At 69.1% G+C, this 24575-nt stretch carries 22 protein-coding genes; 10 read left to right on the top strand and 12 right to left on the bottom strand.

All coding sequences use genetic code 11. The features are described from left to right. Positions 1-2: 2 nt before the first annotated feature. Both KHC28_RS09535 and KHC28_RS09530 read right to left on the bottom strand, forming a co-directional pair. Positions 3-803, bottom strand: coding sequence for an SDR family NAD(P)-dependent oxidoreductase (locus tag KHC28_RS09535; protein WP_214008079.1), 801 nt, complete (start codon positions 801-803; stop codon positions 3-5). Beyond that, positions 800-2350: an acyl CoA:acetate/3-ketoacid CoA transferase gene (locus tag KHC28_RS09530; protein ID WP_214008078.1), complete on the bottom strand. Its 1551-nt coding sequence runs from the start codon at positions 2348-2350 to the stop codon at positions 800-802. The genes KHC28_RS09535 and KHC28_RS09530 overlap by 4 nt, the downstream gene beginning before the upstream one ends. A gap of 364 nt (positions 2351-2714) precedes the next feature. Here KHC28_RS09530 and KHC28_RS09525 point away from each other — a divergent pair, with 364 nt between their 5' ends. From KHC28_RS09525 to KHC28_RS09515, 3 genes are all read left to right on the top strand, one after another. Next, positions 2715-3539 carry an aldo/keto reductase gene (locus tag KHC28_RS09525; RefSeq protein ID WP_214008077.1) on the top strand — a complete coding sequence of 275 codons (825 nt, stop codon included), beginning with the start codon at positions 2715-2717 and terminating at the stop codon, positions 3537-3539. 30 nt (positions 3540-3569) lie between these two features. Next, complete coding sequence (locus KHC28_RS09520; protein WP_214008076.1) at positions 3570-4775, top strand: MFS transporter; 1206 nt, start codon at positions 3570-3572, stop codon at positions 4773-4775. A 110-nt stretch (positions 4776-4885) separates the two neighbouring features. Beyond that, a complete protein-coding gene (locus KHC28_RS09515; protein ID WP_214008075.1) occupies positions 4886-6319 on the top strand; it encodes an amidase in 1434 nt (477 codons plus the stop codon). Between the two features lie 14 nt (positions 6320-6333). Here KHC28_RS09515 and mgrA read toward each other — a convergent pair whose 3' ends face one another. Together mgrA and KHC28_RS09505 are read right to left on the bottom strand one after the other, a co-directional pair. Continuing rightward, positions 6334-7365, bottom strand: coding sequence for an L-glyceraldehyde 3-phosphate reductase (gene mgrA, locus KHC28_RS09510; RefSeq protein WP_214008074.1), 1032 nt, complete (start codon positions 7363-7365; stop codon positions 6334-6336). A gap of 109 nt (positions 7366-7474) precedes the next feature. Continuing rightward, positions 7475-8479: an AraC family transcriptional regulator gene (locus KHC28_RS09505; protein ID WP_214008073.1), complete on the bottom strand. Its 1005-nt coding sequence runs from the start codon at positions 8477-8479 to the stop codon at positions 7475-7477. A 136-nt stretch (positions 8480-8615) separates the two neighbouring features. On the opposite strand from KHC28_RS09505, the gene KHC28_RS09500 reads away from it, so the two are divergent. Both KHC28_RS09500 and KHC28_RS09495 read left to right on the top strand, forming a co-directional pair. Then, positions 8616-8816, top strand: a complete 201-nt coding sequence (locus KHC28_RS09500; RefSeq protein ID WP_214008072.1) for a hypothetical protein — start codon at positions 8616-8618, stop codon at positions 8814-8816. Between the two features lie 35 nt (positions 8817-8851). Beyond that, positions 8852-10843: a primary-amine oxidase gene (locus KHC28_RS09495; RefSeq protein WP_214008071.1), complete on the top strand. Its 1992-nt coding sequence runs from the start codon at positions 8852-8854 to the stop codon at positions 10841-10843. Between the two features lie 36 nt (positions 10844-10879). Here KHC28_RS09495 and KHC28_RS09490 read toward each other — a convergent pair whose 3' ends face one another. From KHC28_RS09490 to KHC28_RS09480, 3 genes are read right to left on the bottom strand one after another with little or no spacing between them, the layout of a single operon-like run. Further along, complete coding sequence (locus KHC28_RS09490) at positions 10880-11290, bottom strand: GtrA family protein (RefSeq protein ID WP_214008070.1); 411 nt, start codon at positions 11288-11290, stop codon at positions 10880-10882. A gap of 1 nt (position 11291) precedes the next feature. After that, on the bottom strand, positions 11292-13019 hold the full coding sequence (locus tag KHC28_RS09485; protein WP_246564538.1) for an ArnT family glycosyltransferase: 1728 nt from the start codon (positions 13017-13019) through the stop codon (positions 11292-11294). Next, positions 13016-14053 (bottom strand): glycosyltransferase family 2 protein, encoded by a 1038-nt coding sequence (locus KHC28_RS09480; protein WP_214008069.1) that lies wholly within the window; start codon positions 14051-14053, stop codon positions 13016-13018. Before KHC28_RS09480 ends, KHC28_RS09485 begins: the two co-directional genes overlap by 4 nt. Before the next feature lie 106 nt (positions 14054-14159). On the opposite strand from KHC28_RS09480, the gene KHC28_RS09475 reads away from it, so the two are divergent. Then, entirely contained in the window at positions 14160-15029 is an 870-nt protein-coding gene (locus KHC28_RS09475; RefSeq protein ID WP_312893148.1) for a ChbG/HpnK family deacetylase, read from the top strand. A gap of 70 nt (positions 15030-15099) precedes the next feature. Beyond that, a complete protein-coding gene (locus tag KHC28_RS27715; RefSeq protein ID WP_214008068.1) occupies positions 15100-16311 on the top strand; it encodes a M23 family metallopeptidase in 1212 nt (403 codons plus the stop codon). Here the strand turns inward: KHC28_RS27715 and KHC28_RS09465 are convergent. From KHC28_RS09465 to ftsE, 3 genes are read right to left on the bottom strand one after another with little or no spacing between them, the layout of a single operon-like run. Then, the gene (locus KHC28_RS09465; protein ID WP_214008067.1) at positions 16287-16979 is read right to left on the bottom strand and encodes a YdcF family protein; all 693 of its coding nucleotides are present in this window, start codon (positions 16977-16979) and stop codon (positions 16287-16289) included. The two genes, KHC28_RS27715 and KHC28_RS09465, sit on opposite strands and share 25 nt — an antisense overlap. 12 nt (positions 16980-16991) lie before the next feature. After that, positions 16992-18002 (bottom strand): cell division protein FtsX, encoded by a 1011-nt coding sequence (locus KHC28_RS09460; protein WP_214008066.1) that lies wholly within the window; start codon positions 18000-18002, stop codon positions 16992-16994. Then, positions 17995-18654: a cell division ATP-binding protein FtsE gene (gene ftsE, locus KHC28_RS09455; protein WP_214008065.1), complete on the bottom strand. Its 660-nt coding sequence runs from the start codon at positions 18652-18654 to the stop codon at positions 17995-17997. The genes KHC28_RS09460 and ftsE overlap by 8 nt, the downstream gene beginning before the upstream one ends. A 172-nt stretch (positions 18655-18826) precedes the next feature. Here ftsE and hpt point away from each other — a divergent pair, with 172 nt between their 5' ends. Continuing rightward, positions 18827-19393, top strand: a complete 567-nt coding sequence (hpt, locus tag KHC28_RS09450; RefSeq protein ID WP_214008064.1) for a hypoxanthine phosphoribosyltransferase — start codon at positions 18827-18829, stop codon at positions 19391-19393. A gap of 38 nt (positions 19394-19431) precedes the next feature. On the opposite strand, the gene KHC28_RS09445 is transcribed toward hpt, so the two are convergent. After that, positions 19432-19890, bottom strand: a complete 459-nt coding sequence (locus KHC28_RS09445; protein WP_214008063.1) for a MerR family transcriptional regulator — start codon at positions 19888-19890, stop codon at positions 19432-19434. A gap of 83 nt (positions 19891-19973) precedes the next feature. Between KHC28_RS09445 and KHC28_RS09440 the strand changes: the two genes are divergently transcribed. Next, complete coding sequence (locus KHC28_RS09440) at positions 19974-22322, top strand: heavy metal translocating P-type ATPase (RefSeq protein ID WP_214008062.1); 2349 nt, start codon at positions 19974-19976, stop codon at positions 22320-22322. A 38-nt stretch (positions 22323-22360) separates the two neighbouring features. Here the strand turns inward: KHC28_RS09440 and argH are convergent, their stop codons facing one another. After that, positions 22361-23746: an argininosuccinate lyase gene (gene argH, locus KHC28_RS09435; RefSeq protein ID WP_214008061.1), complete on the bottom strand. Its 1386-nt coding sequence runs from the start codon at positions 23744-23746 to the stop codon at positions 22361-22363. A 27-nt stretch (positions 23747-23773) separates the two neighbouring features. Here argH and tlpA point away from each other — a divergent pair, with 27 nt between their 5' ends. Continuing rightward, positions 23774-24571, top strand: a complete 798-nt coding sequence (tlpA, locus tag KHC28_RS09430; RefSeq protein WP_214008060.1) for a thiol:disulfide interchange protein TlpA — start codon at positions 23774-23776, stop codon at positions 24569-24571. Positions 24572-24575 lie beyond the last annotated feature (4 nt).

The following is a 24575-nucleotide window of genomic DNA, read 5'->3' as shown; positions in this document are numbered from 1 at the left end:
GCTCAGGCTCCCTTGCCGGCGGCCGGCTTGCGGACCCCGCCGGCGAGCCGGATGCCGCCATCGACCGACAGGAGCTCGCCGGTGACGAAGCGGGCGCCCTCCACCAGCCAGACCACCGCCTCGGCGACGTCCTCCGGGGTGGCGACGCGGCCAAGCGGCGCGGTGCCGGAAAACCGGGTGGCCAGCGCCTGATAGGCGTCCTCGCCCAGCGTCTGGCGCATCCAGCGCGTGTCGATCACGCCGGGGCACACCGCGTTGACGCGGATCTCCGGGCCGCAGGTCCGCGCCAGCGCAAGGGTCAGCGCGTTGAGCGCGCCCTTGGAGGCGGTGTAGGCCAGCGAGGTGCCGCCGCCGGTGAAGGCGACATTGGAGGAGACGTTGACGATGGCACCGCCGCCGGCGGCGCGCATGGCGGGGATCGCCGCCCGGCACATCTGGTAGGTGCCGACCACGTTGACACCGAACACCTTCTGGAAGTCCTCGCCCGACAGGGTCTCCAGATCGAACGGATCGGACTTCACCGTCACCGCCGCATTGTTGATGAGCGCGTCGAGGCGGCCCCAGCGCGCGACGGCCCGCTCGACCATCATCCGGCAGTCGGCATCGTCCGAGACGTCGGCCCGCACCAGCTCCACCTCGGCGCCGAGCGCGGCGCAGGCCGCCGCCGTCTCCTCCGCCTCGGCCTGGCTGCGCGTGTAGTTCACCACCACCCGCGCGCCTTTGTCCGCGAGCATCCGCGCGCAGGAGGCGCCGACCCCGGTGGCCGAGCCGGTGACGATGACGACGGCTTCATCGAGCTTCACGGGCGGGCATCCTTCATGGCGGAGGAGGAGAACAGGCGGGCATCCATCGTCGCCAGCCGCTCCGCGACGGCGACGCCGGGCGGCAACCGGTCGATGACATGGGCGCGCGGGTCGATCCCCGGCGCCACCTCGGTCATTGTCAGCCGGCTCTCGACGACTTCGAACACCGCCCGCTCGGTAATGACCAGCTGGCGCTGCCCCGCCGGCGCGGCGGCCGGATCGGAGCTGACCTGCGCCACCTTCTCGACGATCTTGCAGGCATCGCCGTCCTTCACGATCGACAGCCCGCCCTCGACGATGCGGATATCGGCGCCGCCGCGCGAGAAGGAGCCGAGATAGGCGACGCTGCCGGCGCTCTGCGCGATATTGGTGAAGCCGCCGACGCCGACGATGGTGCGGCCGAAGCGGCTGACATTCACCGCGCCGCGCACATCGACCTCCGCCATCCCCAGGAAGGCGACGTCGAGCCCGCCGCCGTCGTAGAAATCGAACTGCGAGGCCTGCGGAATCACCGCGCTCGGATTGACCGCGGCGCCGAAGGAAAGCTCCTCCGCCGGAATGCCGCCGATCACCCCGGACTCGATGGTGACGGTGTAGTCGTCGAAGCCCTCCTCGCGGGCGATCCGGCCGATGCCGGCGGCAATGCCGATGCCCAGATTGATGGTCGGATGGCGGCGCCCGGTGAGCTCCAGGAAGCCACGGCGCTGGATGACCTTGTCGAGGGAGAGCGGCAACGGATCGAGCCGGCTGACCGCCGCCCGGAAGCGCCCGGTATAGGCAAGGTTGTCGGTCTCGCCGAAGCTCACGCCGTGCTGGGCCGGGTCCTCGCAGACCACGACATAGTCGACCAGCGCCCCGGGAATGCGGACATCGGTGGCGGGCAGCGAATGGCGCTCGGCGATGCGCTTGACCTGCACCAGCACGATGCCGCCGGAATTGCGCGCCGCCTGCGCCATCGCCAGCACGTCGAGCGAGAACGCCTCGTCCTCCAGCGTGACGTTGCCGTCCTCGTCGGCGGTGGTGCCGCGCAGCAGCACGCAGTCGATGGGCAGGGCGGGATAGAGCAGCCAGTCGCGGCCGCGCAGCGTCACCCGCTCGACGAGTTCGGCGGTGGTCGCGGCATTCAGCCGTCCGCCGCCATGGCGCGGATCCATGAAGGAACCGAGCCCGATATGGGTGACGACGCCGGGCTGGCCGGCGGCGATCGCCCGGTAGAGCTGGGCGATGACGCCCTGCGGCCAGCAATAGGCCTCGATCTTGTCGGCGACGGCGAGCTCGCCCAGCCGGGGGGTGCCGCGCCAGCCGCCGGCGATCACCCGCCGCACCAAGCCCTCATGGCCGAAATGCCCCATGCCGCGCGTCTTGCGGTCGCCGGTGCTGGCGGCGAACAGCAGGGTCAGGCCGCGTGGCGCCGCCTCGGACAGATAGCGCGCCTCGACGGCGGCGGAGATCGCCTCGGGATGGCAGCAGCCGCCGAAGCCGGCCGCCGCGACGGTCATGCCGTCCTTCAGAAGACGCGCCGCGTCCGCGGCGGAGACGATCTGCATGCCCTGCTTCCTGCTGCCCTGCTTGGCGGCCACGACCTGTATATACAGGCATGACCGATGGGTACCGGCAAGGCAATATTTGCCTGGGGCTAAATGTTGAGCATCCGCCGTCGCCGAGTGAGGCATGGCCGGGGCATCGCCGAGGCCGGCAGGCGCCGGAAAAGCCGCCTGTGAAACGATTTCACAGATGCTGTGAGGCCGAACGAGTTCTCACGGCGGCAAGACGGCACTATGTGGGGATCATGCAAGACCGTACCGTCCCCGATTCCGCCGACCGCACAGCCCACGCCCTGGCGTGGAAGCGGCTTCCGGCGCCGGAAGCGCGAGGGGCGGCCGAGGTCGTCTAGTTATCAGGAGACTATCCATGCAGACCGTCACCGTCAGGGGTGCCGCGATTCCCGCGCTCGGCTTCGGCGTCTTCCGCATGTCGGAAGCCGAGGTGGAGCAGGTGGTCCCCGCCGCGCTCGAGGCCGGCTTCACCCATTTCGACACCGCGCAGATCTACGGCAACGAGGCGGCGCTTGGCCGTGCCCTGCAAGCGGCCGGCGCGCGGCGCGATCAGCTGTTCCTGACCACCAAGGTCTGGGTCGACAAGTACAGCCCGGACCGCTTCGCCGCCTCGGTGGCCGAGAGCCTCGACAAGCTGAAGGTCGACCAGGTGGATCTCCTGCTGCTGCACTGGCCGGGCGACAAGGTCGCCATCGCCGAGCAGATCGCCATGCTGAACGAGGTACAGGCCGCCGGTCTCACCCGCTTCATCGGCGTCAGCAATCAGAACATCGCCCAGCTGCGCGAATCGGTGGCGCTGAGCGCCGCCCCCATCGTCACCAACCAGATCGAGATGCATCCCTATCTCGACCAGCGGGCGATGATGAAAGCTGCCGCCGAGGCGAATGTTAGCCTGACCGCCTATTTCGGCATGGCCGACGGCGAGGTGCCGCGCGATCCGAAGCTGGCCGCCATCGGCGCCCGGCACGGCAAGACCGCCGCGCAGGTCGGGCTGCGCTGGCTGATCCAGCGGGGCTTCGTCGCGCTGTCCAAGACGGCGAAGCCGGAGCGGGTCGCCGAGAACATCGCCGTGTTCGACTTCGTCCTCAGCGACGAGGAGATGGCGGCGATCGGCTCGCTCGCCCGGCCGGGCGGACGGTTGGTCAGCCCGCCCGGTCTCGCCCCCGCCTGGGACGACTGAGCCAACGAACCGACAAGCAGGAAGCAGGAAATGGACGCGACAACTTCGAAGGCCCGGCCCGGAACGCGCACCGACGGCTTCAACTGGCCGCTGCTCGCCCTCGCCATCGGCGCCTTCGGCATCGGCACCACCGAATTCGCCCCGATGGGGCTGCTGCCGGTCATCGCCGAGGGGGTCGACGTCTCGATCCCCACCGCCGGGCTGCTGGTCAGCGCCTATGCCATCGGCGTGATGATCGGCGCCCCGGTGATGACGCTGGCCTTCAGCCGGTTCGGCAAGCGCACCGCGCTGATGCTGCTCATGGGCATCTTCACCCTCGGCAACCTGCTGTCGGCGCTGTCGCCGGACTACTACACGCTGCTGGCTTCCCGCCTCGTCACCAGCCTGAACCACGGCGCCTTCTTCGGCCTCGGCGCCATCGTCGCGGCGAGCGTGGTGCCGAGGGAGAAGCAGGCGAGCGCGGTGGCCACCATGTTCATGGGCCTGACCATCGCCAATATCGGCGGCGTGCCGGCCGCCACCTGGATCGGCCAGCAGATCGGCTGGCGCATGGCCTTCGCCGGCACCGCCGTGCTGGGCCTCGTCGCCATCGCCGCGCTGTGGGTGGCCCTGCCGCGCGGCGAGCCCGGCAAGGTGCCGAATGTGCGGCGCGAGCTCGGCGTCCTCACCCACCCCACCGTGCTGCTCGCCATGTCGACGACGGTGCTGGGCGCCGGCGCCATGTTCACCCTCTACACCTATGTCGCCCCGGCGCTGGCGGAGTTGACCGGCGCGTCGGGCAGCTTCGTCACCCTCGCTCTGGTGCTGATCGGCGTCGGCTTCACCCTCGGCAACGGCCTCGGCGGCCGGCTGGCCGACTGGTCGCTCGACGGCGCCACCAAGATCTTCCTCGCCGCGCTAGCGGTGATCATGGCGGTGCTGCCGCTGCTGCTCACCAGCCATCTCGGCGCGGCGATCGGCCTGCTGGTCTGGGGCGCCGCCGCGTTCGCCATCGTCCCGCCGGTGCAGATGCGGGTGATGCAGGCCGCCGCCGAGGCGCCTGGCCTCGCCTCCGCCATCAATATCGGCGCCTTCAACCTCGGCAACGCGCTCGGCGCGGCGCTCGGCGGCAGCGTGATCAGCCTCGGCCTCGGCTACGCGGCGGTGCCGGTCGCCGGCGGCCTGCTGGCGGCCGGCGGGCTGGCGCTGGTGTGGCTCGGCCGCGCCCGCCCGGTCGCCCGCACCTGCGACGCCTGAGGGCGGGCCAGCATCCCGCCGATATCGGGGTTGATTTCCCGGCCTGCCCGTCGCTTGTAGGGCGCAAGCGACCGGCAGGCGCCGGCGCGTCGAGCAGGCAGGGGATATCGATGTCGCTGATGGACCGGACGGCAACGGAGCTGTCGCACCTGATCGCTTCCCGGCAGGTGAAGCCGTCGGAGGTGATGGCGGCCTATCTCGCGCGCCTTCCCGCCGTCAATGCGGCGATCAACGCCATCGTCGCCCCGCGCGACCCGGACGCGCTGATGGCGGAAGCGACCGCGCTGGACGATGTGCCGCCGGCCGGCTGGCTGCATGGCCTGCCGTTGGCGGTGAAGGATCTGGTGAGCGTGCGCGGCATCCGCACCACCTTCGGCTCGCCGCTGCATCGCGACAACGTGCCGGCGCAGGACGACCTGCTCGCCGCCCGGCTGCGCTCCGCCGGCGCCATCCTCACCGGCAAGACCAATACCCCGGAATGGGGGCATGGCAGCCACAGCTTCAACCCGGTCCACGGGGTGACGCGCAATCCCTACGATACCCAGCGCGCCGCCGGCGGCTCCTCCGGCGGCGCGGCGGCGGCGCTCGCCGCCCGGCTGGTGCCGGTGGCCGACGGCTCGGACATGATGGGCAGCCTGCGCAACCCCGCCGCCTTCTGCAACGTCTATGGCTTCCGGCCGAGCTGGGGCCTCGTCCCCAGCGATGCCGATGGCGACACCTTCATGGCGACGCTGGCGACCGACGGGCCGATGGCGCGCACCGTCGAGGATCTCGCCCGCCTTTTGGAAACGCTGGCCGGCGAGAATCCCGAAGTGCCCTTCGGCCGCCCCACCGCGCCCTATGCCGCCCGGCTCGACATCGACATGTCCGGCCTGCGGGTCGGCTGGCTCGGCGACTGGGGCGGCGCCTATCGCTGCGAGCCGGGCATCCTCGACCTGTGCCGGCAGGGGCTCGGCGTGCTGGAGGATCTCGGCGCCCGCGTCGATGTCCTCGCCCCGCCCTTCCCGGCCGAGGAGCTGTGGACCGCCTGGACGCATCTGCGCGGCTTCCTCAACAACGGCTCGAAGGGTGCGTTGTGGGCCGACCCCGCCAAGCGCGCCCAGCTGAAGCCGGAAACCATCTGGGAGATCGAATCCGGGCAGGCCATCACCGCCGCGCAGGTCTATGCCGCCAGCCTCACCCGCTCGCGCTGGTACACGCGCGCCGCCGCGCTGTTCGCGCAATATGACGTGCTGGTCATGCCCTCGGCGCAGGTCTGGCCGTTCCCGGCGGAGTGGCGCTGGCCGCAGGCGATCAACGGCCACGCCATGGACACCTATCACCGCTGGATGGAGATCGTGGTGCCGGTCAGCCTGATCGGGCTGCCGTCCCTCGCCGTCCCCTGCGGCTTCGGTCCGCAGGGGCTGCCCATGGGCATGCAGATCATCGGCCGCAGCGGGGATGACGCCCGGGTGCTGGCCGTCGGCCACCACTATCATCAGGCGACGCGCTGGCCGGAGCACCAGCCGCCGCTGCTGGCCGCCGTCGAGACGGCGGCCTCCTGAAGCCGGCGGCGCCCTCAGAGGGTCGAGGAGACTCGCCACAGATCGGTGCCGCCGTCCTTCGCATGGCGGTCGATAGCGGCGAGTTCCTCCGGCGCGAAATCGAGCTGCTTCACCGCGTCGAGCGAATTGTCGAGCTGCTCGACGGTGCGCGCGCCGATCAGCGCCGAGGTGACGCGCGGGTCGCGCAGCACCCAGGCGATCGCCATCTGCGCCAGCGTCTGGCCGCGCGCCTGAGCGATGTCGTTCAGCGCCCGGATGCGCGACAGGTTCTCCTCGCTCAGCATCGAGGCTCGGAACGAGCCCTGCTTCACCGCGCGCGCATCGTCCGGCACGCCGGCAAGATATTTCGAGCTCAGCAGCCCCTGCGCCAGCGGCGAGAAGGCGATGCAGCCGGTGCCGAGCTCGGCGAGCGTGTCCAGCAGTTCGTCCTCGATCCAGCGGCTCAGCATGGAATAGTTGGGCTGGTGAATGAACAGCGGCACCCGTTCCGCCTCGAGGATCGCCGCCGCCTGGCGCGTCAGCGCCGGCGAATAGGAGGAAATGCCGACATAGAGCGCCTTGCCCTGGCGATGCAGATGGGCGAGTGCGCCCATGGTCTCTTCCAGCGGCGTCGTCGGATCGACCCGGTGCGAATAGAAGATGTCGACATAGTCGAGCCCCATGCGCTTCAGCGACTGGTCGAGGCTGGCGACGAGATATTTGCGGCTGCCGCCGACCCCGCCATAGGGCCCGGGCCACATGTCCCATCCCGCCTTGGTGGAAATGATCAGCTCGTCGCGATAGGGGCGCAGGTCGCTGGCCAGCACGCGGCCGAACATCTCCTCCGCCGAGCCGGGCGGCGGGCCGTAATTATTGGCGAGGTCGAAATGGGTGACGCCGCGGTCGAACGCCCGGCGCAGGATCGCCCGGCCGGTCTCGAACACGTCGGTGCCGCCGAAATTCTGCCAGAGCCCCAGCGAGACCAGCGGCAGGTCGATGCCGCTGGTGCCGCAGCGGCGATAGGGCATCGCCCCGGCATAGCGGGCGGCGGCGGGGGTATAGGTCATGATGGCGCGTCCTTCGGCTCGGATCAGTCGGGGCCGAACCATAGGCCGCCCGGGCGGCGAGGCAATCGAACCGAGCCCTCATCCAGCTCAATGCTTCATTGAATGAGACTCAATGAAGATCGCCGCTCCACGACTTGCGGGCGCGCCAGAACACCGTCGCATCGGCATAGCCGAGCGCCTCGGCGATCCGCGCCTTCGATGTCGCGGCTTCGCTGAGCTGGCGGCCGGCAATCTCCTGTCGGTGCGCGCGCAACAGGTGGCGCAGCGAGGTCCCCTCCTCCGCCAGCCGGCGCTGCAGGCTGCGCGGCGGCATCCTCATCTCGCGGGCGATCTCGACGAGAGTGACCGGCTTGTGGCCGAGATAGATGCCGATCAGCGCCCCCACCTGCTCGACGATGCCCGGCGCCAGCTGCTCCCGGGCGCTGATATCCGCCACGTGGCGTTCGAGGATGGCGATCAGGTCGCGATCCTCGCGGCGATGCACCCGGTCGGCGTCTTCATTGGCGATGACGATCCGGTTGGCCGGCTGGTCGAACAGCAGCGGGCAGCGCAGCAGCCGCTGCAGGGCGCCCGGCTCCGACGGCGGCGTGTGCTCGAAATGCACCTCGACGGGAGTCCAGCCGACACTGAAGCAGGTGCGCATCAGCTGGCAGGTGGCCACCACCGAATATTCGCTCTCCTGTCGGCGCGGCCACAGGCCGGGATCCTCGAGGTGATAGCTCCAGATCAACCGGTCCGCCTCGGCGACGAGGCCGATGCCGGTCGCCCCCTGCACCACCGCCATGTGCCGCGCCATGCGCGCCAGCGCCGCGCGGATGGTCGATGACAGCGAGAACAGCATGCCGATCGGCCCGAGATCGGCCGGGCGGAAGGCCGCACCCAGCCGCGCGCCGAACAGCGGATCGCCGACATGCACCGCCGCTTCCTCGAACAGGGCGACGTAGCGCGTCATCGGCACCCGTGCATAGGGATCCTCCAGCTGCGAACGCAGCAGGCCGTGCCCTGCGAGCAGCATGTCGGTCTTGCCGGTGCGCCGGTCGAGTTCCTCCACCAGACCGCGCAGGACCGAGGCGCGGATCGCGGCGATTTCGGGCAGGCGGCGCTTCGAGATCAACGCATCTGCTCCCTTCCCGGGCGCGGGCCCCGCGATTGGCGCAAATTATCGAATCTTCGGCGCCTTCGGCAATAGGGAAGCTCCGGCACGTCGCTATCCTGCCGGAGAGAAATGCCGACCCAGCCGAGGGCCTTCCATGTCGTTCGACGACGCGCTGCCGCTTGCCGCCTCCCACCACCGGGCCCGGACGGCCATCGGTCTCGCCTTGCTGGCGACCTTTTCGGCGATGGCGATCGGGACGCATCTCCTGTGCCCGCTCCTGTGCCTCCACGGCACGCACGCGACGGTGTCGTCCTTCATGCCCGGCCCGATCTGCGGGCAGGCTCCCGCGCCCTGAGCGACGCGCCACCCTTTCCGTCATCGAGAGTCGCCATGGACACCCGGATCACCGCCAGCCGCCCCGCCTATCCGCTCGACCCGCTGAGCCTCGACGAGATCGCCGCGGCGGTTTCCCTCCTCCGGGCCGAGAAGGCGCTCGGCGAAACCGTCCGCTTCCCTATGGTCCGGCTGGAAGAGCCGGCGAAAGCCGACCTCGCCGGCTTCCGCGCCGGCGAGGTGCCGCCCCGCCTCGCCTTCGTGCTGACGCTCGACATCGCCTCGGGCGCCAGCTTCGAGGCCATCGTCGACCTGTCGGCGGGAAGGGTCGCCTCGTTCGAGCGGCTGCCGACCGACGAATTCCCCTATGGCCAGCCGCCGATCATGATCGAGGAGTTCCTGCGGGCGGAGGAGACCGTAAAGGCCGATCCCGCCTGGCGGGCCGCCGTCGCCAAGCGCGGCATCACCGAAGAGGACCTGCCGCTCGTCCAGATCGACCCGTTCTCCGCCGGCTATTTCGACCGCGACGGCGAACGCGGCAAGCGCATCGTGCGCTGCGTCGCCTATTGGCGGGGCGACATCCGCGACAATGGCTATGCCCACCCCATCGAGGGCGTAGTGGCGGTGTTCGACCTCATCGCCAACCGCATCATCCACCTCATCGACGAGGAAAAGATCGTCCCGGTCCCGAAGAAGCCACACAATTACGGCCGCGAGGCCTTCCCCAAGACGCGCGAGGGACTGAAGCCGCTGCATGTCGTGCAGCCGGAGGGGCCGAGCTTCACCGTCGACGGCTGGAAGGTCGAGTGGCAGAACTGGAGCTTCCGCGTCGGCTTCACCCCGCGCGAGGGACTGGTGCTGCACGAGCTCGGCATTAACGAGGGGGAGCGGCTGCGGCCGGTGATCTTCCGCGCCAGCATCACCGAAATGGTGGTGCCCTATGCCGATCCCACAAGCAACCACTACTGGAAGAGCGCCTTCGATGCCGGCGAATATGGCCTCGGCCGCCTCGCCAACTGCCTGGAACTCGGCTGCGACTGCCTCGGTCACATCCATTATTTCGACGTGCCGGCCGCCGACGATCTAGGCCGACCCGTGCTGATGAAGAACGCCATCTGCATGCATGAGGAGGATTACGGCATCCTCTGGAAGCACTATGAATTCCGCAACGGTATCTATGAGGTGCGGCGCTCGCGCCGGCTGGTGATCTCCTTCTTCGCTACCGTCGGCAATTACGACTACGGCTTCTACTGGTATCTCTACCAGGACGGCACCATCCAGCTGGAGGCCAAGCTCACCGGCATCATCCAGACCGCCGCGGTGACGCCGGGCGAGGCCTATCCCTGGGGCGGCATGGTCGACGAGGGGCTGGGCGGGCCGACCCATCAGCACTTCTTCAACGCCCGGCTGCACATGGATGTCGATGGCGGCGGCAATACTGTCACCGAGCACGATTTCGTGCCGCGCCCGTGGGGCGACGACAATCCCTATGGCAACGTCTTCGACACCACGACCAGGGTGCTGAAGCGCGAGCTCGACGCCGCGTCGCTCGCCAATGGCGCGACCGGCCGCTACTGGAAGGTCTCCAACCCCAACACGACGAACAGCGTCGGCAAGCCGCCAGGCTACAAGCTGGTGGTGACACCCACCCCGGTGATGCTGGCGCAGGACGATGCCTTCGTCGCCCGGCGCGGCGGCTTCGCCAAGAAGCACGTCTGGGTGACGCCGTTCCATCCGGCGGAGAAATACGCGTCCGGCGACTATCCGAAGGTGAATGCCGGCGGGCAGGGCCTGCCGGCCTATGTGCAGCAGAACCGCGCCATCGAGAATGCCGACCTCGTGCTGTGGCACTCCTTCGGCCACACGCATGTGTGCAAGCCGGAGGACTTCCCGATCATGCCGGTGGAATATGCCGGCTTCATGCTGAAGCCCAACGGCTTCTTCGCCGGCAACATCGCCATGAACCTGCCGGCGGAGAAGAACGCCCATTCGAAGGACAATCGCGACGATCCGGCGCCCCCCTCCCCGGGCACGTCCTGTTGCGGCTGAGAACGGAGGCGGACGGTTCGCCGTCCGCTCACCCCGTCAGGGACGCGCCGGCCGGAAAGTCCAGAGCAGATTGCCGGCATAGTGCCAGACCACCAGCAGGCCGGTGGCCATCAGCTGTGACGGCAGATAGGGCAGGCCGAGCCCGCGGGTGAAGCCGGCCATCATCAGCGCGTTGAACACCAGCCCGCATCCCGCCACCAGGAAGAAGCGCGGCGCCGCCTCGCTGTGCGGGCGGTCGCTGCGAAAGGCGATGCGGCGGCTGAGCAGGTAGTTCAACACCCCGCCGGTCAGAAACCCGGCGGTGGAGGCCGCGACCGGATCGATCTCCGCCCCGCTGGCCAACGCCACCAGCACGGCGTACTGCGCCAGCGTGCCGAGCGCGCCGAGCGCCGCGAACAGCAGGAAATGGCGCAGCCGGGCGATGAGCGGGGTGGCGGCGAGGTCCATGTCACGGCACCTTGCGGGCCACGGTCGCCGAGCCGGGACCATGGAAGGAAACCGCCGGCGTGTCCGGATCGGCATCGTCGTCCCAGGGCAGCGGCTCGACGATGGGCGAATGGCGCGCCCTGAGGTCGACCACCATGGCGAGCGGCACGCCGAGCCGGCTGATGGTGCGATAGGTCAGGCCGGGCACGAGGTTGTCGCAGCCGACATTGCGGGCAGTGAGCAGGAAGTCGGCGTCGTCCCAGCTTTCGGTCAGCTCGAGATCCGGTCCGAGGAAAGGCTGCACCTGGCCGTCCTCGGCGCAGATCGCCACCTTGTAGGGCTTGGCCGGCGGATGGGCTTCGACGCCCTCGCGCAGCTCGGTCGCCGCCTCGCGGATCGTCGCCGACCAGTAGTCGCCCTCGAAGCGCCCGTCGGCCCCCGCCAGCCCGCCGACGAGCTGGTTGTAGCCGACATACTCATAGGGATGCAGCGCCACGAAGCTCGCGGCGTTGAAGGCGAACAGCGAGCCGGCGACCGCCGCGGTGGCGAAGCCGAGCCCCGGCGACACCCGCAGCGCCGCCCGCCACAGTGCCGCAATGCCGAGGGCAGCGGCAATCGTTGCCGGCGGGATCACAAACAGGAAGTGGCGGATGCCATTGTAGAGCGGGGGATGCTCGGCCAGCGTGAACACAACCGGCACCGCCAGCGCCAGCACCAGCGGCAGGAAGACCAGCGCCCGCCGCCGATCCTCGGCATTGGCGCGCAACAGCGCCAGCACGCCGAACGGGATCGCGGCGATCAGCCCGAGCAGCGCCACGTCCGGCAGCTTGATGAGCAGATATTCGCTCATATAGAAGCCCGGCACCTCGCCGATCGGCACATCCTTGCCATTGATCAGCGTGCTCAGGTCGAAGCTGAAATGGCTGAAGGCGCCCATCGCCTCGAAGAGGTTGGTCGGCGGCAGCACCGACCACGGCCAGGCGAGCGCCATCACCGTCAGCGTGATCAGCCCGGCCGGAACGAGGCGCAGCACCAGGCGGGCGACGAGCCGGACGTCGCGATGGATCACCCCTGCCGCGACGATCGTCAGGCCGAGATAGAAGATCGCGAACACGCCGCCCACCCGCAGCCCGAGCGCACAGCCGACCGCGAAGCCGAGGCCGGCCACCGTCCGCCAGCTCGGCAGGCCGGGCAACGCCGCCGCCACACAGGTGACGAGATAGACGCTCCACGCCATGGTCGCCGCGAAGGGCACGTCCTTGGTGTGGGTGAACATCGCCCCGCCATACATGCCGGTGACGGCGAGGATCGCCACAGCGAGGATCGCCGTCTTCTCGCCGGCGAGGAGCTTGGTCCAGCGCCACACCGCCACCAGCCCGGCGAGGCCGAAGCCCGCCGAGATCAGGTGCCGCAGGTCGTAGACCGGCAGGCTGACATAGGGCTCCAGCCCGGCGGCGATCAGGTCGAACAGCCCGCCATAGAGATAGAGGTTGATGTAGTGGAAGGCGCGGTCGTCCTTGAAGCCGCTGCCGTACCACTGCCAGAGCAGCTGGCCGTAGGTGTGCTGCACCGGCTCGTCATTGCTGATGCCGTAATCGCGGAAGACCATCAGCACCCAGGCGGTGAGCCCGGCGAAAAGCGCGAGGCTGACGACGCGCGTCAGCGCCTGCGACTGCCAGGCGCGCGAGCAGAGCACGCCGAGGCGACCGGCGAGGGTGGCCGGCGTCGGCCGGGAAGCGGCGAATGTCACGGCTGCGTCTCAACCAGCGGAGAGAGGGGAGCGGCAAAAGGAGAGGAAATCGAGGTCGCGGGCACATAGCCGACCTCGTCGGCGACGATATACAGCGGCCGCTGTTTCACTTCCGTGAAGATGCGGCCGATATATTCGCCGATCACCCCGAGGCTGATCAGCTGGACGCCGGACAGGAACAGCGTCGACACCATGATGGTGGCGAAACCCGGGGTCTTGATGCCGAAGATCAGCGCCTCGAGGATCAGATAGACGCCGTAGAGCGCCGACAGCGCGGCAAGGCCGACGCCGATCAGCGACCACACGCGCAGCGGCACCATCGAGAAGGACGACAGGCCGTCCACCGCGTAGCGCAGCAGCCGCACGAAGTTGAAGGAGCTCACCCCGCTGGTGCGCTCGGCGACCTCGAAATCGACATCGGCCTGCTGGAAGCCGACCCAGCTGGTGATGCCCTTCATGAAGCGGTTGCGCTCCGGCAGCGCGTTGATGGCGTTGACCACCCGCCGGTCGAACAGCCGGAAGTCGCCGGCGCCCTCGGGGATGTTCACTTCGCACATCAGCCGGAAGAAATGGTAGAAGCCCTGGCTGAACAGCCGCCGGGCCAGCGGGTCGGTGCGGCGCGAGCGCCGCACGGCGGTGACCATCTGCGCGCCGCGGCTCCAGGCCTCGATGAGCTGCGGCACCACCTCCGGCGGATGCTGCAGGTCGGAATCCATCAGCACGACGATGTCGCCGGTGGCCGCGCGCAAGCCGGCGGCCATCGCCGCCTCCTTGCCGAAATTGCGGGCGAAGCGCAGCCCGCGCACGCCGGCGTCGTTGACGCCGATCGCCGCCACGCGCGCGAAACTGTCGTCGCGGCTGCCATCATCGACGAAGACGAATTCGCGGGCGAGCCCCGGATAGGCGTCAAGCACCCGGCAAAGCCGCCGGTGCAGCTCGTCGAGATTGCCGGCTTCGTTATAGACGGGGATGACGAACGAAATCAGCCGGGGCACGCGATTCGGCGCCGTGCTTTCGGGCGTACTGTGAATCATTGCGGAACTTTCCGGCTCGAACGTCTAATAGTCGGCAGCGGTCTTATTTGCTGCTTATTCCAAGGTTAAGTATAAATCAATTGCGATATTTTTAGGGCTCCAAGAAGTGACGGGATCCGCGACTTCACCCATAGTAATCTGTGCCGATGACTTCGGTTTAAGCAGTGGCGTTTCCGCAGGCATCATCGAATTGATTACCTTGCGGCGTCTGTCGGCCACCGGCGCGATGACCGGCCTACCGGGCTGGCGCCGACACGGCGACGAGCTCGCGCGCCTTGTGCGGCATGCGCCCGCCGACGTCGGACTGCACCTTACGCTGACCGGCCAGCGGCCGATTTCGCGCGCGCAAGATCTTGCTGCAAATGAACGATTGCCTTCCATCGGCACGCTCACGCGTGCCGCGCTCACCCGCACCCTGCCGCTTGAGGCGGTACGCGCCGAAGTAAAGGCGCAGCTCGACGCCTTCGAGGATGTCTGGGGCGCGCCACCGGATTTTCTCGACGGACACCAGCATTGCCACATCCTGCCGGGCATACGCCGGGTGGTGATCGAGGAACTGTCCGGCCGCTATGGCACGTCGCCCTGGCTGCGTTCCTGCGGCGAAAAGCTGCAGCGCGCCGCGCGTCGCACCGGCTTCGCCAAGGCGGCGGTGATCGACGCCTTCAACACCGGGCTGCGCGCGCGGGCGGCCCGGTCCGGCCTCACGACCAATGACAGTTTCCGGGGCTTCTACGATTTCTCCGACCGGGTGCCCTACGCGCAGGTGTTCCGTGGCAGCATCGTCGACGCCGCCGGCAGCGGCCGGGTGCTGGTGCACTGCCATCCCGGCCGGGTCGATGCCGAACTGGTCGCGCTGGATCCGCTGACCACGCCGCGCGAGGGCGAGCTCGCCTATCTCGCCTCCGCCGCGTGCGGCGAGGATCTCGCCCGCGCCGGCGTGCGGCCGGCCCGTTTCTCCGAGCTGACCGCGGCCTAGCGCGACACGCCGCCGCTTGCCGTCTGGCGAAGACTGGGCGAGCCTGCCGGCCTTGTCCGGAGGTACCGTCATGTTCCGCGCCGCTGCCGCTGTCGTCCTCGCTCTCGCCGCCTTTCTTATGCCGGCCACGGCCCAATCGCTGCGCGACGGCGAGACGTTGAGCTCGATCGCCGTCACGCCGCTCGCGCCGCCACATCCGGTGCGTGGCGCCGACGGACACACCCATCTCGCCTACGAACTGTCCGTCGCCAATCCGAGCCGACTCTTCGTCACCCTGCATAGGGTCGAGGCAGTGGCACCGGATGGCGCCGTGCTGGCCACGCTGGAAGGCGATCGCCTCGCGGCGATGTTGCAGCGCTTCGGCGGCGAGGGGGCCATGCTGGCACCCGGCATGGTCGCGACGCTGTTCATGGATGTCGCGCTACCGGGCGACGCCGCGATTCCGAAGGGGATCGCGACCCGCGTCACCGCCACCCGTCAGGCGGCCGACAAGGACGGCAAGCCGGTGCCGATGCCGGCCGATGCGCCATTCCCGTCGGACTATGTTTTCACCACTGCGTCCGCCGCCGTCGGCAAGTCGGCGGTGGCGGTCGAGGCGCCGCTGCGGGGGAAGGGTTGGGTGGCGGTGAATGGCTGCTGCGACGCCATCACCTCGCATCGCGGGGCGGTGATGGCGGTGAACGGCCTGCTGCGGGTGCCCGAGCGCTTCGCCATCGACTTCGTGAAGCTCGACGATGCCGGCCGCCTGTTCACCGGCCAGCAAGGCACGCTGGCAAGCTACGCTTTCTACGGCGTTCCGATCCATGCGGTAGCCGATGGCACGGTGGTCAATCTTTATGACGAGGCCGAGGAGCAGGTGCCCGGACAGCCCGCCAAGGGCATCACCACCGCCAATGTCGGCGGCAACATGCTGGTGGTCGACATCGGCGGCGGCAATTTCGCCTTCTACGCGCATCTGCAGCGCGGCAGCCTGCAGCGCAATGGCAGCAAGCTGAAGCTCGGCGACGAGGTGAAGGCAGGCGACGTCATCGGCCTGCTGGGCAACACCGGCAATTCAAGCGCGCCGCACCTGCATTTCCACGTGATGGACAGCTCCTCGCCGCTCGACGCCAACGGCCTGCCCTATGTGTTTCGCCGTTTCACCGGCATGGGCGTGCTGCCGCCCGAGGAGGACGATGCGCTCGAGAGCGGCCGGGCGCTGAAGATCGACACGGCCCGCCTGACCGGGCCGCAGGTCGATGCGCTGCCGCTGAACGATCAGGTGGTCGATTTCGGCGAGTGAGGCGGCCACAGCGCCGTCAGTTCGTCGGTCGTCGCCGGCAACGGCCTTATGCCGGCATAGGCAGCGAGATATTTCACATATTCGAGCAGCAGCATGCGGCCGGAGACGAGTACGCCCCAGGGGCCGGGGCGGACCATCCCCGCAACCGGATATGGCAACAGCTCGACATCCGGCATGGCGCGCTCCATTTCCACCAGCGCGCGCGGCATGTGCCAGCCAGAGGTGACGACGATCAACGAGCGGAAGCCGAGCCGATGCGCCCATTGCGCCGCCTCGATGGCATTGCCGCGAGTGTTGAGCGCCGAGCGGCCGAGTTCGGCGCAGCAGTCGAGCACCGTCTGCGCCACTGGCACGGTGCGGCCGATCTCGACCAGCGTGGTCTCCGGATGCACCCCGGTGATCAGCAGCCGGCGACCGCGCTGGTCGGCGAGCAGGTTGGCCGCCTCCGCCACCCGGTCAGCGCCGCCGGTCAGCACCACGATGCCATCGGCGGTGCGCCCGGTACGATCGTCCGGACCGAGGATGCAGAACAGGAAGGCCGCGAAACCGACGAGGAACAGCACCACCGTCGCCGCCAGCAGGCCGGCGACGCATGTCAGCAGCCACCGGACCCGACCCGGACGGGCCGCGGCGTCGCGATGCGGCGAGGCTGATTCGCTTTTCGTCACGGATAGGCCACCTCAGCTGATGCCGCGCAGCGTCCGATAGACGGTGATGCGGGAGGTTACCGCCGTAACCAGCGCCACCAACACCGACGCGCCGAGAATGCCTCCATAGCCGCGCAGGTCGAGCGTCATCGCCCCCAGCAACGTATCGGCCGGCGTGCCGGAACCGATCCAGTGCGGGAGGGTCGAGGCCAGGAAGAACACCGCCATGGCGGCACCACCGCCCAGCACGCCGCCCTTCAGGCCGACGGCAAGAAAATGATGCTGGAATTCGGCAGCAATGAAGCCGTCGCGGGCGCCGACGAAATGCAGCACCTCGACGATGGAACGCGCCGCATCCACCGCCGCGCGGGTGGCGAACACCACGCACAGCACGGTGGCGGCGGCGACGAGGGCCAGCACGGCGAGCCCGATCGCCACCACCGCGCGGGCGGTGGAGGACAGGCGCTGCGTCCATTGCCGGTGATCGTCGAAGCTGGCGGACGGCACCTGCTCGGCCAATGCGGCGCGCAGCGCCTCGGCGGTGTCGGGGCCGGCCGTCGGCGCCAGCGTCACCACGACGAGGCGCGGCACCGGCAGGCTGGACAAGTCCAGCCCTGACCCCAGCCACGGCTCCAGCAGCCGGGCCGTTTCCTTCGCGTCGAGCGCGCGGGCCTCGGCGATGCCCGGCGTCGCCTTGGCGACACCGACCGCCTTGGCGAGGGCCGCCTCGACGTCCAGTCCGCCGCCGGGCTTGATCTGGATGGTGGTTTCGCGGGCGATGTCCGCGGTCCATTCGGAGGCCACCGACCGGACCGCCGCCACCGAGCCGATGGTGATACCGGCGAGAAAGGTCATGATCGCCACGACGGCGACCAGCGCGCCGCCGGTGACGGTGGCCGACGGCACGATGGCGTGCGAACCGCGCGGATGCCGGCCGGCACCGACCTCGGCGGCGCGGCCGCCGGGCAGCATCGCCCGGATCCGCGCCCACAGGCCGGGCCGGGAGGCGCCGAGCGGATCGGAGATGTGGTGCGCGTCAGTCATAGACGGTCAGCCGTCCCTGGTTGATCACCAGCCGCCGGGCGTCGAACTGGTCCATCAGCGCGATGTCATGGGTGGCGATCAGCACCGAGGTGCCGGTCTTGTGCAGTTCCACGAAGAGACGCAGCAAACGGCGGGCCAGGCGCGGGTCGACATTGCCGGTCGGCTCGTCGGCGAGCAGGATCTCCGGCCGGCTGATCAGCGCCCGGGCGATGGCCGCGCGCTGCTTCTCGCCGCCCGACAACACCGGCGGCAGCACATGCATGCGCTCGCCGAGCCCGACCCAGCCGAGCAGCTCGGTCACCTCGGCGCGATAGGTCGCCTCCTCGCGCTCCTGCACCCGCAGCGGCAGCGCGACGTTCTCATAGGTGGTGAGGTGATCGAGCAAGCGGAAATCCTGGAACACGATGCCGATGCGCTGACGCAGCGCCGCCACCTCATCCGGGCCGAGTGCGGCAACATCGCGGCCGAACACGTTGATGAGGCCGCGCGTCGGGCGCAGCGACAGGAACATCAGCCGCAGCAGCGTGGTCTTGCCGGCGCCCGAGGGGCCGGTCAGGAACTGGAAGGAATGCGGAGGAATGCCGAAGGTGACATCCCTCAGCACCTCGGGGCCCATGCCATAGCGCAGGCCGACATTCTCGAAACGAACCAATCTGCAATCCTCAGGACACAAGCACGTGCCGCCGGCGACCATGCCGGCCTTGTCCTAACATAGAGTATGCGCCGTTGTCGGGAATCCGCCTGCCGGACACGGTGGCTGGACGCGGGGCGGTCGCCCGGTCCATCCTGCCTTCCGTACGCGCATTCGACGACCAGGAGACATTATGAGCGAAGCGGATACCGGAGCCCAGACGGCCTCGCCGAAGATCGAGGTGCTGTTCGACGCCGAGACCATCGCCACCCGCAACCGCGCGCTCGCCGACGAGATCGTCGCCGCCAAGCCGGAGAAGCTGGTGGTGATCGCGGTGCTGAAGGGCAGCTTCGTCTTCGCCGCCGACCTGATCCGCGCCATGCACGACGCCGGGCTGGCGCCGGAGGTGGAGTTCATCACCCTGTCGAGCTACCGCGATTCGCAGGTGTCGGCCGGCTACGTCACCGTGCTGCGCGACATCGACAGCGAGGTGAAGGGGCGCGACGTCCTGTTGATCGACGACATCCTCGAATCCGGCCGCACCCTCGCCTTCGCCAAGGACCTGCTGGCCGCTCGCGGCGCGCGACGCGTGATGGTGTGCGTGCTGCTGGAGAAGTCGCACAAGCGGGCGGTGCAGATCGAGGCCGACTTCGTCGGCTTCAAATGCCCGGACTATTTCGTGGTCGGCTACGGCATGGACGTCGCCCACGCCTATCGGCAGCTGCCCTTCATCGGCCATATCCCCCAGACCGAGGGCTGAGGCGAAGTCTGGAGCTGACACGCGGCGACGCCGAGCGCTCAGCCGCCGGGCCGGCCAGCCAGGACCGCCGGCTCGCCGCCCTGGTGATAGGCGCACTCGCCGTGATCGGCGAGGATCTCGATCACCCGGCACGCGCCGACATGGCCGTGCGAACAGCCCTCCACCATCCGAATCAGCTCCGCGCGCAGGGCCTGCAGGCTGGCGATGCGGTGCTCCACCTCGGCGAGCCGGTCGCGAGCGATGGCATCGGCGGCGGCGCAGGGCTGCTCGGGCTCGTCCTGCAGCTTCAGCAGCGTGCGGATCGCCTCCACCTCGAAGCCGAGCTCGCGGGCGTGGCGGATGAAGGCCAGCCGCCGCACATCGCCGGCGTCATAGGTTCGGCGGTTGCTGCCGGTGCGCGGCGGGCTGGGCAGCAGTTCGATGCTTTCATAGTAGCGGATGGTCGGCACCTTGACCCCGCTGGCTTTGGCCGCCGCGCCGATGCTGAGATTGGCCATATCGAAATCCCCGAAATCGCCTCTTGATCCTCTAGTCGCTAGAGGATGTAGCGTCGCCTCCACTGATGGACAAGGAGGCGCGCATGTCGGCGCTCAAGCAACGCTACCGCATCGAGGGCATGGACTGTGCGTCCTGCGCCGCCAAGATCGACACTGCGGTGCGCCGCGTCTCGGGCGTCTCCGAGGTGGCGGTGTCGGTGACCGCCGGCACCATGACCGTCGAGCATCAGGGTGCCGATCTCCTGCTCATCGAGAAGCGCGTGAGCGGGCTGGGCTACGGCATCACGCCTCTGCTTCGCCCGGCCGAGGTGCCGGCGACACAGCCTCACGATGACGGCCATGTACAGCCCTGCGGCTGCGGGCACGACCATGGACACACGCACGCCGCACATGATCACGCCGGCCATCGGCATGGCTCCGATGGAGATCATGATCACAGCCATGACGACCATGATCATGCGCATCACGATCACGTCGGGCACGGGCACGCCGGGCACGGGCACGACCACGTGAACACCCCCGCCATCCCCGCCGCCCGTGCCGCCGACGGCCATGTCCATGCGATGGAAGCCGGCTCCTGGTGGCGAAGCGGCAAGGCACGGCTGACGCTGGCCTGCGGCGGCGCGCTGGTGCTCGCCTATGCCGCCGGGCATCTCTGGCCGGACTATGACCGCCAGATCGTCACCGTCGCCATGCTGGTCGGGCTGCTGCCGGTGGCACGGCGGGCGGTAATGGCGGCGCTGGCCGGCACGCCATTCTCCATCGAGATGCTGATGACCATCGCCGCCATCGGCGCGGTGATCATCGGCGCCGCCGAGGAAGCGGCGATGGTGGTGTTCCTGTTTCTCGTCGGCGAACTGCTGGAAGGCGTCGCCGCCGGCCGTGCCCGCGATTCCATCCGCGCGCTCACCGCGCTGGTGCCCAAGGTCGCCCGCCTCGTCGAGAACGGCACCACCCGCGAGATTCCGGCCGAGGCGATCGCCGTCGGCAATGTCATCCTCGTGCGTCCCGGCGAGCGCATTCCCGCCGATGGCGCGGTGCTGGAGGGCGCGAGCTCGGTGAACGAGGCGCCGGTGACCGGCGAAAGCGTGCCGGTCGTCAAGGCGCCGGGCGACCCGCTCTATGCCGGCACGGTGAATGGCGAGGCGGCGCTGACCATGCGCGCCACCGCCACCAGCGTCGACAACACCATCGCCCGCGTCGTCCGCCTGGTGGAGGAAGCGCAGGAGAGCAAGGCGCCGACCGAGCGCTTCATCGACCGTTTCTCGCGCTGGTACACGCCCTTCGTCGTGCTGCTGGCGGCGCTGGTCGCGGTGGTGCCGCCGCTGCTGTTCGGCGCCGCTTGGGACGAGTGGATCTACAAGGGCCTCGCCATCCTGCTGATCGGCTGCCCCTGCGCGCTGGTCATCTCCACCCCGGCGGCGATCGCCGCGGCGCTGGCCTCCGGCGCCCGGCGCGGCCTGCTCATCAAGGGCGGCGCCGTGCTGGAGAAGCTGCGCGAGGTGAACGCCGTCGCCTTCGACAAGACCGGAACCCTCACCGAAGGCAAGCCGCAAGTCACGGACATTCTTGTCTTTTCCGGCGACGAGGCCGAGATATTGCGCCTCGCCGGCGCGCTGGAGGCCGGCTCCACGCACCCGCTGGCCGCCGCGATCCTCGCCGCCGCCGAGGCGAAAGGCATCACGCTCCCCCCGGCGCAGCAGGCCGGCGCCATCGGCGGCGAGGGCGTGACGGGGACGGTGGACGGCCGGGCGCTGTTCCTCGGCTCGCCGGCAGCCGCCGGCAAGCGGGCGCCGCTGGCCGCGGAACGCCGCGACGCGATCGAGGCGCTGAACGCCCAGGGCAAGACCGTCACGGTGCTGGTGGCGGACGGGATCGCGCTCGGCGGCATTGCGATGCGCGACGAGCCGCGCGCCGACGCAGCAGCGGCGCTCAAGGCCTTGGCAGATCGGGGAATTCGTACGGTGATGCTCACCGGCGACAATGCCCGCACCGCCGAGGCGGTCGGCCGCGACCTCGGCATCGAGGTGCGCGCCCAGCTGATGCCGGCGGACAAGCAGCGGATCGTCGGCGAGCTGAAGAGCGCAGGGTTTACCGTCGCCAAGGTCGGCGACGGTATCAATGATGCGCCGGCTCTGGCGGCGGCGGATGTCGGCATCGCCATGGGCGGCGGCACCGACGTGGCGCTGGAGACCGCCGACGCCGCCGTGCTGCATGGCCGGGTCGGCGATGTCGGCGCGATGATCGAGCTGTCGCGGCGGACCATGGCCAATATCCGCCAGAATATCGGCATCGCCTTGGGACTGAAGGCGTTTTTCCTGGTCACCACCATCGCCGGCATCACCGGCCTGTGGCCGGCGATCCTCGCCGATACCGGCGCCACCGTGCTGGTGACCGCCAACGCGCTGCGATTGCTCGGCAAATCGAAGTGAGATCACTCCCTCTCCTCGGCGGGGAGAGGGATGCGTCTTCAGCCCTTCGCCAGCAGCTTCAGCCAGCGCTTGGCCTGGGCGCGGACGTTCTTCGGCGCGGTGCCGCCATAGGAGACGCGGCTCGCCACCGACTTCGACACCGACAGGACGCCGAACACTTCCTGGGTGATGCGCGGCTCGGCCGACTGCATGTCCTCGAGGCTAAGCTTATGGAGTGGCACATTTTTTCCGCTCGCCAGCGCGACGATGCGACCGGTGACGTGGTGCGCCTCGCGGAACGGCAGGCCGAGCACCCGCACCAGCCAGTCGGCGAGATCGGTGGCGGTGGAATAGCCCGAACCGGCGGCGGACTTCATCTTCGCCTCGTCCGGCACCATGTCGCGCACCATGCCGGCGGTTGCCGCAACCATCAGCGACAGGGTGCCGAGCGCGTCGAAGGCGCCTTCCTTGTCTTCCTGCATGTCCTTGGCATAGGCGAGCGGCAGGCCCTTCATCACCATCAGCAGGCCCGAGAACGCCCCGGCGATGCGGCCGATCTTGGCACGCACCAGCTCGGCGGCATCCGGGTTGCGCTTCTGCGGCATGATGGAGGAGCCGGTGGTGAAGCGGTCAGACAGCTTGAGGAGACCCACCAGCGGCGAGGTCCAGATAACGATTTCCTCAGCAAAACGAGTGAGATGCATGGCGCAGATCGAGGACGCCGCCAGCGTCTCCAGCACGAAGTCGCGATCGGAGACCGAATCGAGTGAGTTGGCGGTCGGCCGGTCGAAGCCGAGACTCGTTGCGGTGACGAAACGATCGATCGGAAACGAAGTGCCGGCCAGCGCGGCGGCGCCGAGCGGGCACTCGTTGAGACGGGCACGGGCATCCCTGAGGCGGCCCCGGTCGCGGCCGAGCATCTCGACATAGGCGAGCAGATGGTGGCCGAAGGTCACCGGCTGGGCGGTCTGCAAATGGGTGAAGCCGGGCATGACGGTGGCGGCATGCGCCAGCGCCTTCTCGCTAAGTGCCTGCTGCAGATCGGCAATCTGCGTATCCAGCGTGTCGATGGTGTCGCGGACATAGAGCCGGAAATCGGTCGCCACCTGGTCGTTGCGCGACCGGGCGGTGTGCAAGCGACCCGCCGGGGCACCGAGCAGGGTCGCCAACCGGGATTCCACATTCATGTGAATGTCTTCCAGCGAACGCTGGAAGGTGAACTGCCCCGCCTCGATCTCTGACAGGATCGTGTCTAGACCCTCGCCGATCTTTTCGGCATCAGATGCCGTGATGATCCCCTGCGCGGCCAGCATGGCGGCATGCGCCTTGGAGCCGGCGATGTCCTGCGCGTATAGACGCTGGTCGAACCCGATGGAGGCGTTGATCTCCTCCATGATCGCGTCCGGTCCGGTCTCGAACCGGCCACCCCACATCTTGTTGCTCATGCTGACTTTTTCTCCGCGAGGACGGCCATGACCGAACGACCTGAGCCCATCGATCCGACCCCTCCGGGCAAAGGTCGCGGGCACGGCGGACGGCTTGCCCTTTATGCCGCGCTCGCCCTCGTCTTGGGCGGCGCCGCCGGGTTTGCTGGCGTATACGGGATCGGAGGGGGGCTGCGCAACGCCGACGCGCCGGTCGTCGCCACCGGACCCGCCAATCCGCCCGCCGACAAGGCCGGTGAGGTGGCCAGTCAGGCCAATCAGGCCAGTGCGGCGGCCGGTGAGGCCGGTCAGTGCAGCCGGGCCGGCGACGCCGCGCGCAAGCTCGGCGATCTCGCCAAGGGGGAGCTCGCCGCCTTCGCCCCGACGCTGAAGCCGACCCGCATTCCCGACCTCGCCGTGATCGCTCCCGACGGGGCGTCGACCCGGCTGGCGAGCATCGGCGGCGAGGGGCTGCGGCTCGTCAACATCTGGGCGACCTGGTGCGTGCCCTGCCGCACCGAGATGCCGGCACTCGACAAGCTGCAGGCCGAGCGCGGCGGCAACGGCTTCGAGGTGGTCGCCATCAATATCGACACCCGCGACGGCGACAAGCCGAAGCGCTTCTATCAGGAGACGGGGATCCGCAACCTCGCGCTCTATACCGACCCCAAGGCGAAAGCCTTCCAGGACCTGCGCGCCGTCGGGCGCGGCTTCGGCCTGCCGACTACCATGCTCATCGATGCCGAGGGCTGCGAGATCGGCCATATAGCCGGGCCGGCGGAATGGGCGAGCCCGGAGGCGCTGGCGCTCATCGACGCCGCCCGCGCCGCCTACGCCAATCCCTGACGGC

It is taken from the genome of Ancylobacter sonchi, assembly GCF_018390695.1.
In the GTDB taxonomy this organism is placed as follows: domain Bacteria; phylum Pseudomonadota; class Alphaproteobacteria; order Rhizobiales; family Xanthobacteraceae; genus Ancylobacter; species Ancylobacter sonchi.
Note: the sequence above shows the minus strand (reverse complement) of the source record. Positions and strands in the feature narration are given on the sequence as shown.

Bases quoted from the DNA above. Each gene is read 5' to 3' on its own strand.
- KHC28_RS09530 (WP_214008078.1), bottom strand. From the start codon at position 2,350: ATGCAGATCGTCTCCGCCGCGGACGCGGCGCGTCTTCTGAAGGACGGC.
- KHC28_RS09525 (WP_214008077.1), top strand. From the start codon at position 2,715: ATGCAGACCGTCACCGTCAGGGGTGCCGCGATTCCCGCGCTCGGCTTC.
- KHC28_RS09520 (WP_214008076.1), top strand. From the start codon at position 3,570: ATGGACGCGACAACTTCGAAGGCCCGGCCCGGAACGCGCACCGACGGC.
- KHC28_RS09515 (WP_214008075.1), top strand. From the start codon at position 4,886: ATGTCGCTGATGGACCGGACGGCAACGGAGCTGTCGCACCTGATCGCT.
- mgrA (WP_214008074.1), bottom strand. From the start codon at position 7,365: ATGACCTATACCCCCGCCGCCGCCCGCTATGCCGGGGCGATGCCCTAT.
- KHC28_RS09500 (WP_214008072.1), top strand. From the start codon at position 8,616: ATGTCGTTCGACGACGCGCTGCCGCTTGCCGCCTCCCACCACCGGGCC.
- KHC28_RS09495 (WP_214008071.1), top strand. From the start codon at position 8,852: ATGGACACCCGGATCACCGCCAGCCGCCCCGCCTATCCGCTCGACCCG.
- KHC28_RS09490 (WP_214008070.1), bottom strand. From the start codon at position 11,290: ATGGACCTCGCCGCCACCCCGCTCATCGCCCGGCTGCGCCATTTCCTG.
- KHC28_RS09480 (WP_214008069.1), bottom strand. From the start codon at position 14,053: ATGATTCACAGTACGCCCGAAAGCACGGCGCCGAATCGCGTGCCCCGG.
- KHC28_RS27715 (WP_214008068.1), top strand. From the start codon at position 15,100: ATGTTCCGCGCCGCTGCCGCTGTCGTCCTCGCTCTCGCCGCCTTTCTT.
- KHC28_RS09460 (WP_214008066.1), bottom strand. From the start codon at position 18,002: ATGACTGACGCGCACCACATCTCCGATCCGCTCGGCGCCTCCCGGCCC.
- hpt (WP_214008064.1), top strand. From the start codon at position 18,827: ATGAGCGAAGCGGATACCGGAGCCCAGACGGCCTCGCCGAAGATCGAG.
- KHC28_RS09445 (WP_214008063.1), bottom strand. From the start codon at position 19,890: ATGGCCAATCTCAGCATCGGCGCGGCGGCCAAAGCCAGCGGGGTCAAG.
- KHC28_RS09440 (WP_214008062.1), top strand. From the start codon at position 19,974: ATGTCGGCGCTCAAGCAACGCTACCGCATCGAGGGCATGGACTGTGCG.
- argH (WP_214008061.1), bottom strand. From the start codon at position 23,746: ATGAGCAACAAGATGTGGGGTGGCCGGTTCGAGACCGGACCGGACGCG.
- tlpA (WP_214008060.1), top strand. From the start codon at position 23,774: ATGACCGAACGACCTGAGCCCATCGATCCGACCCCTCCGGGCAAAGGT.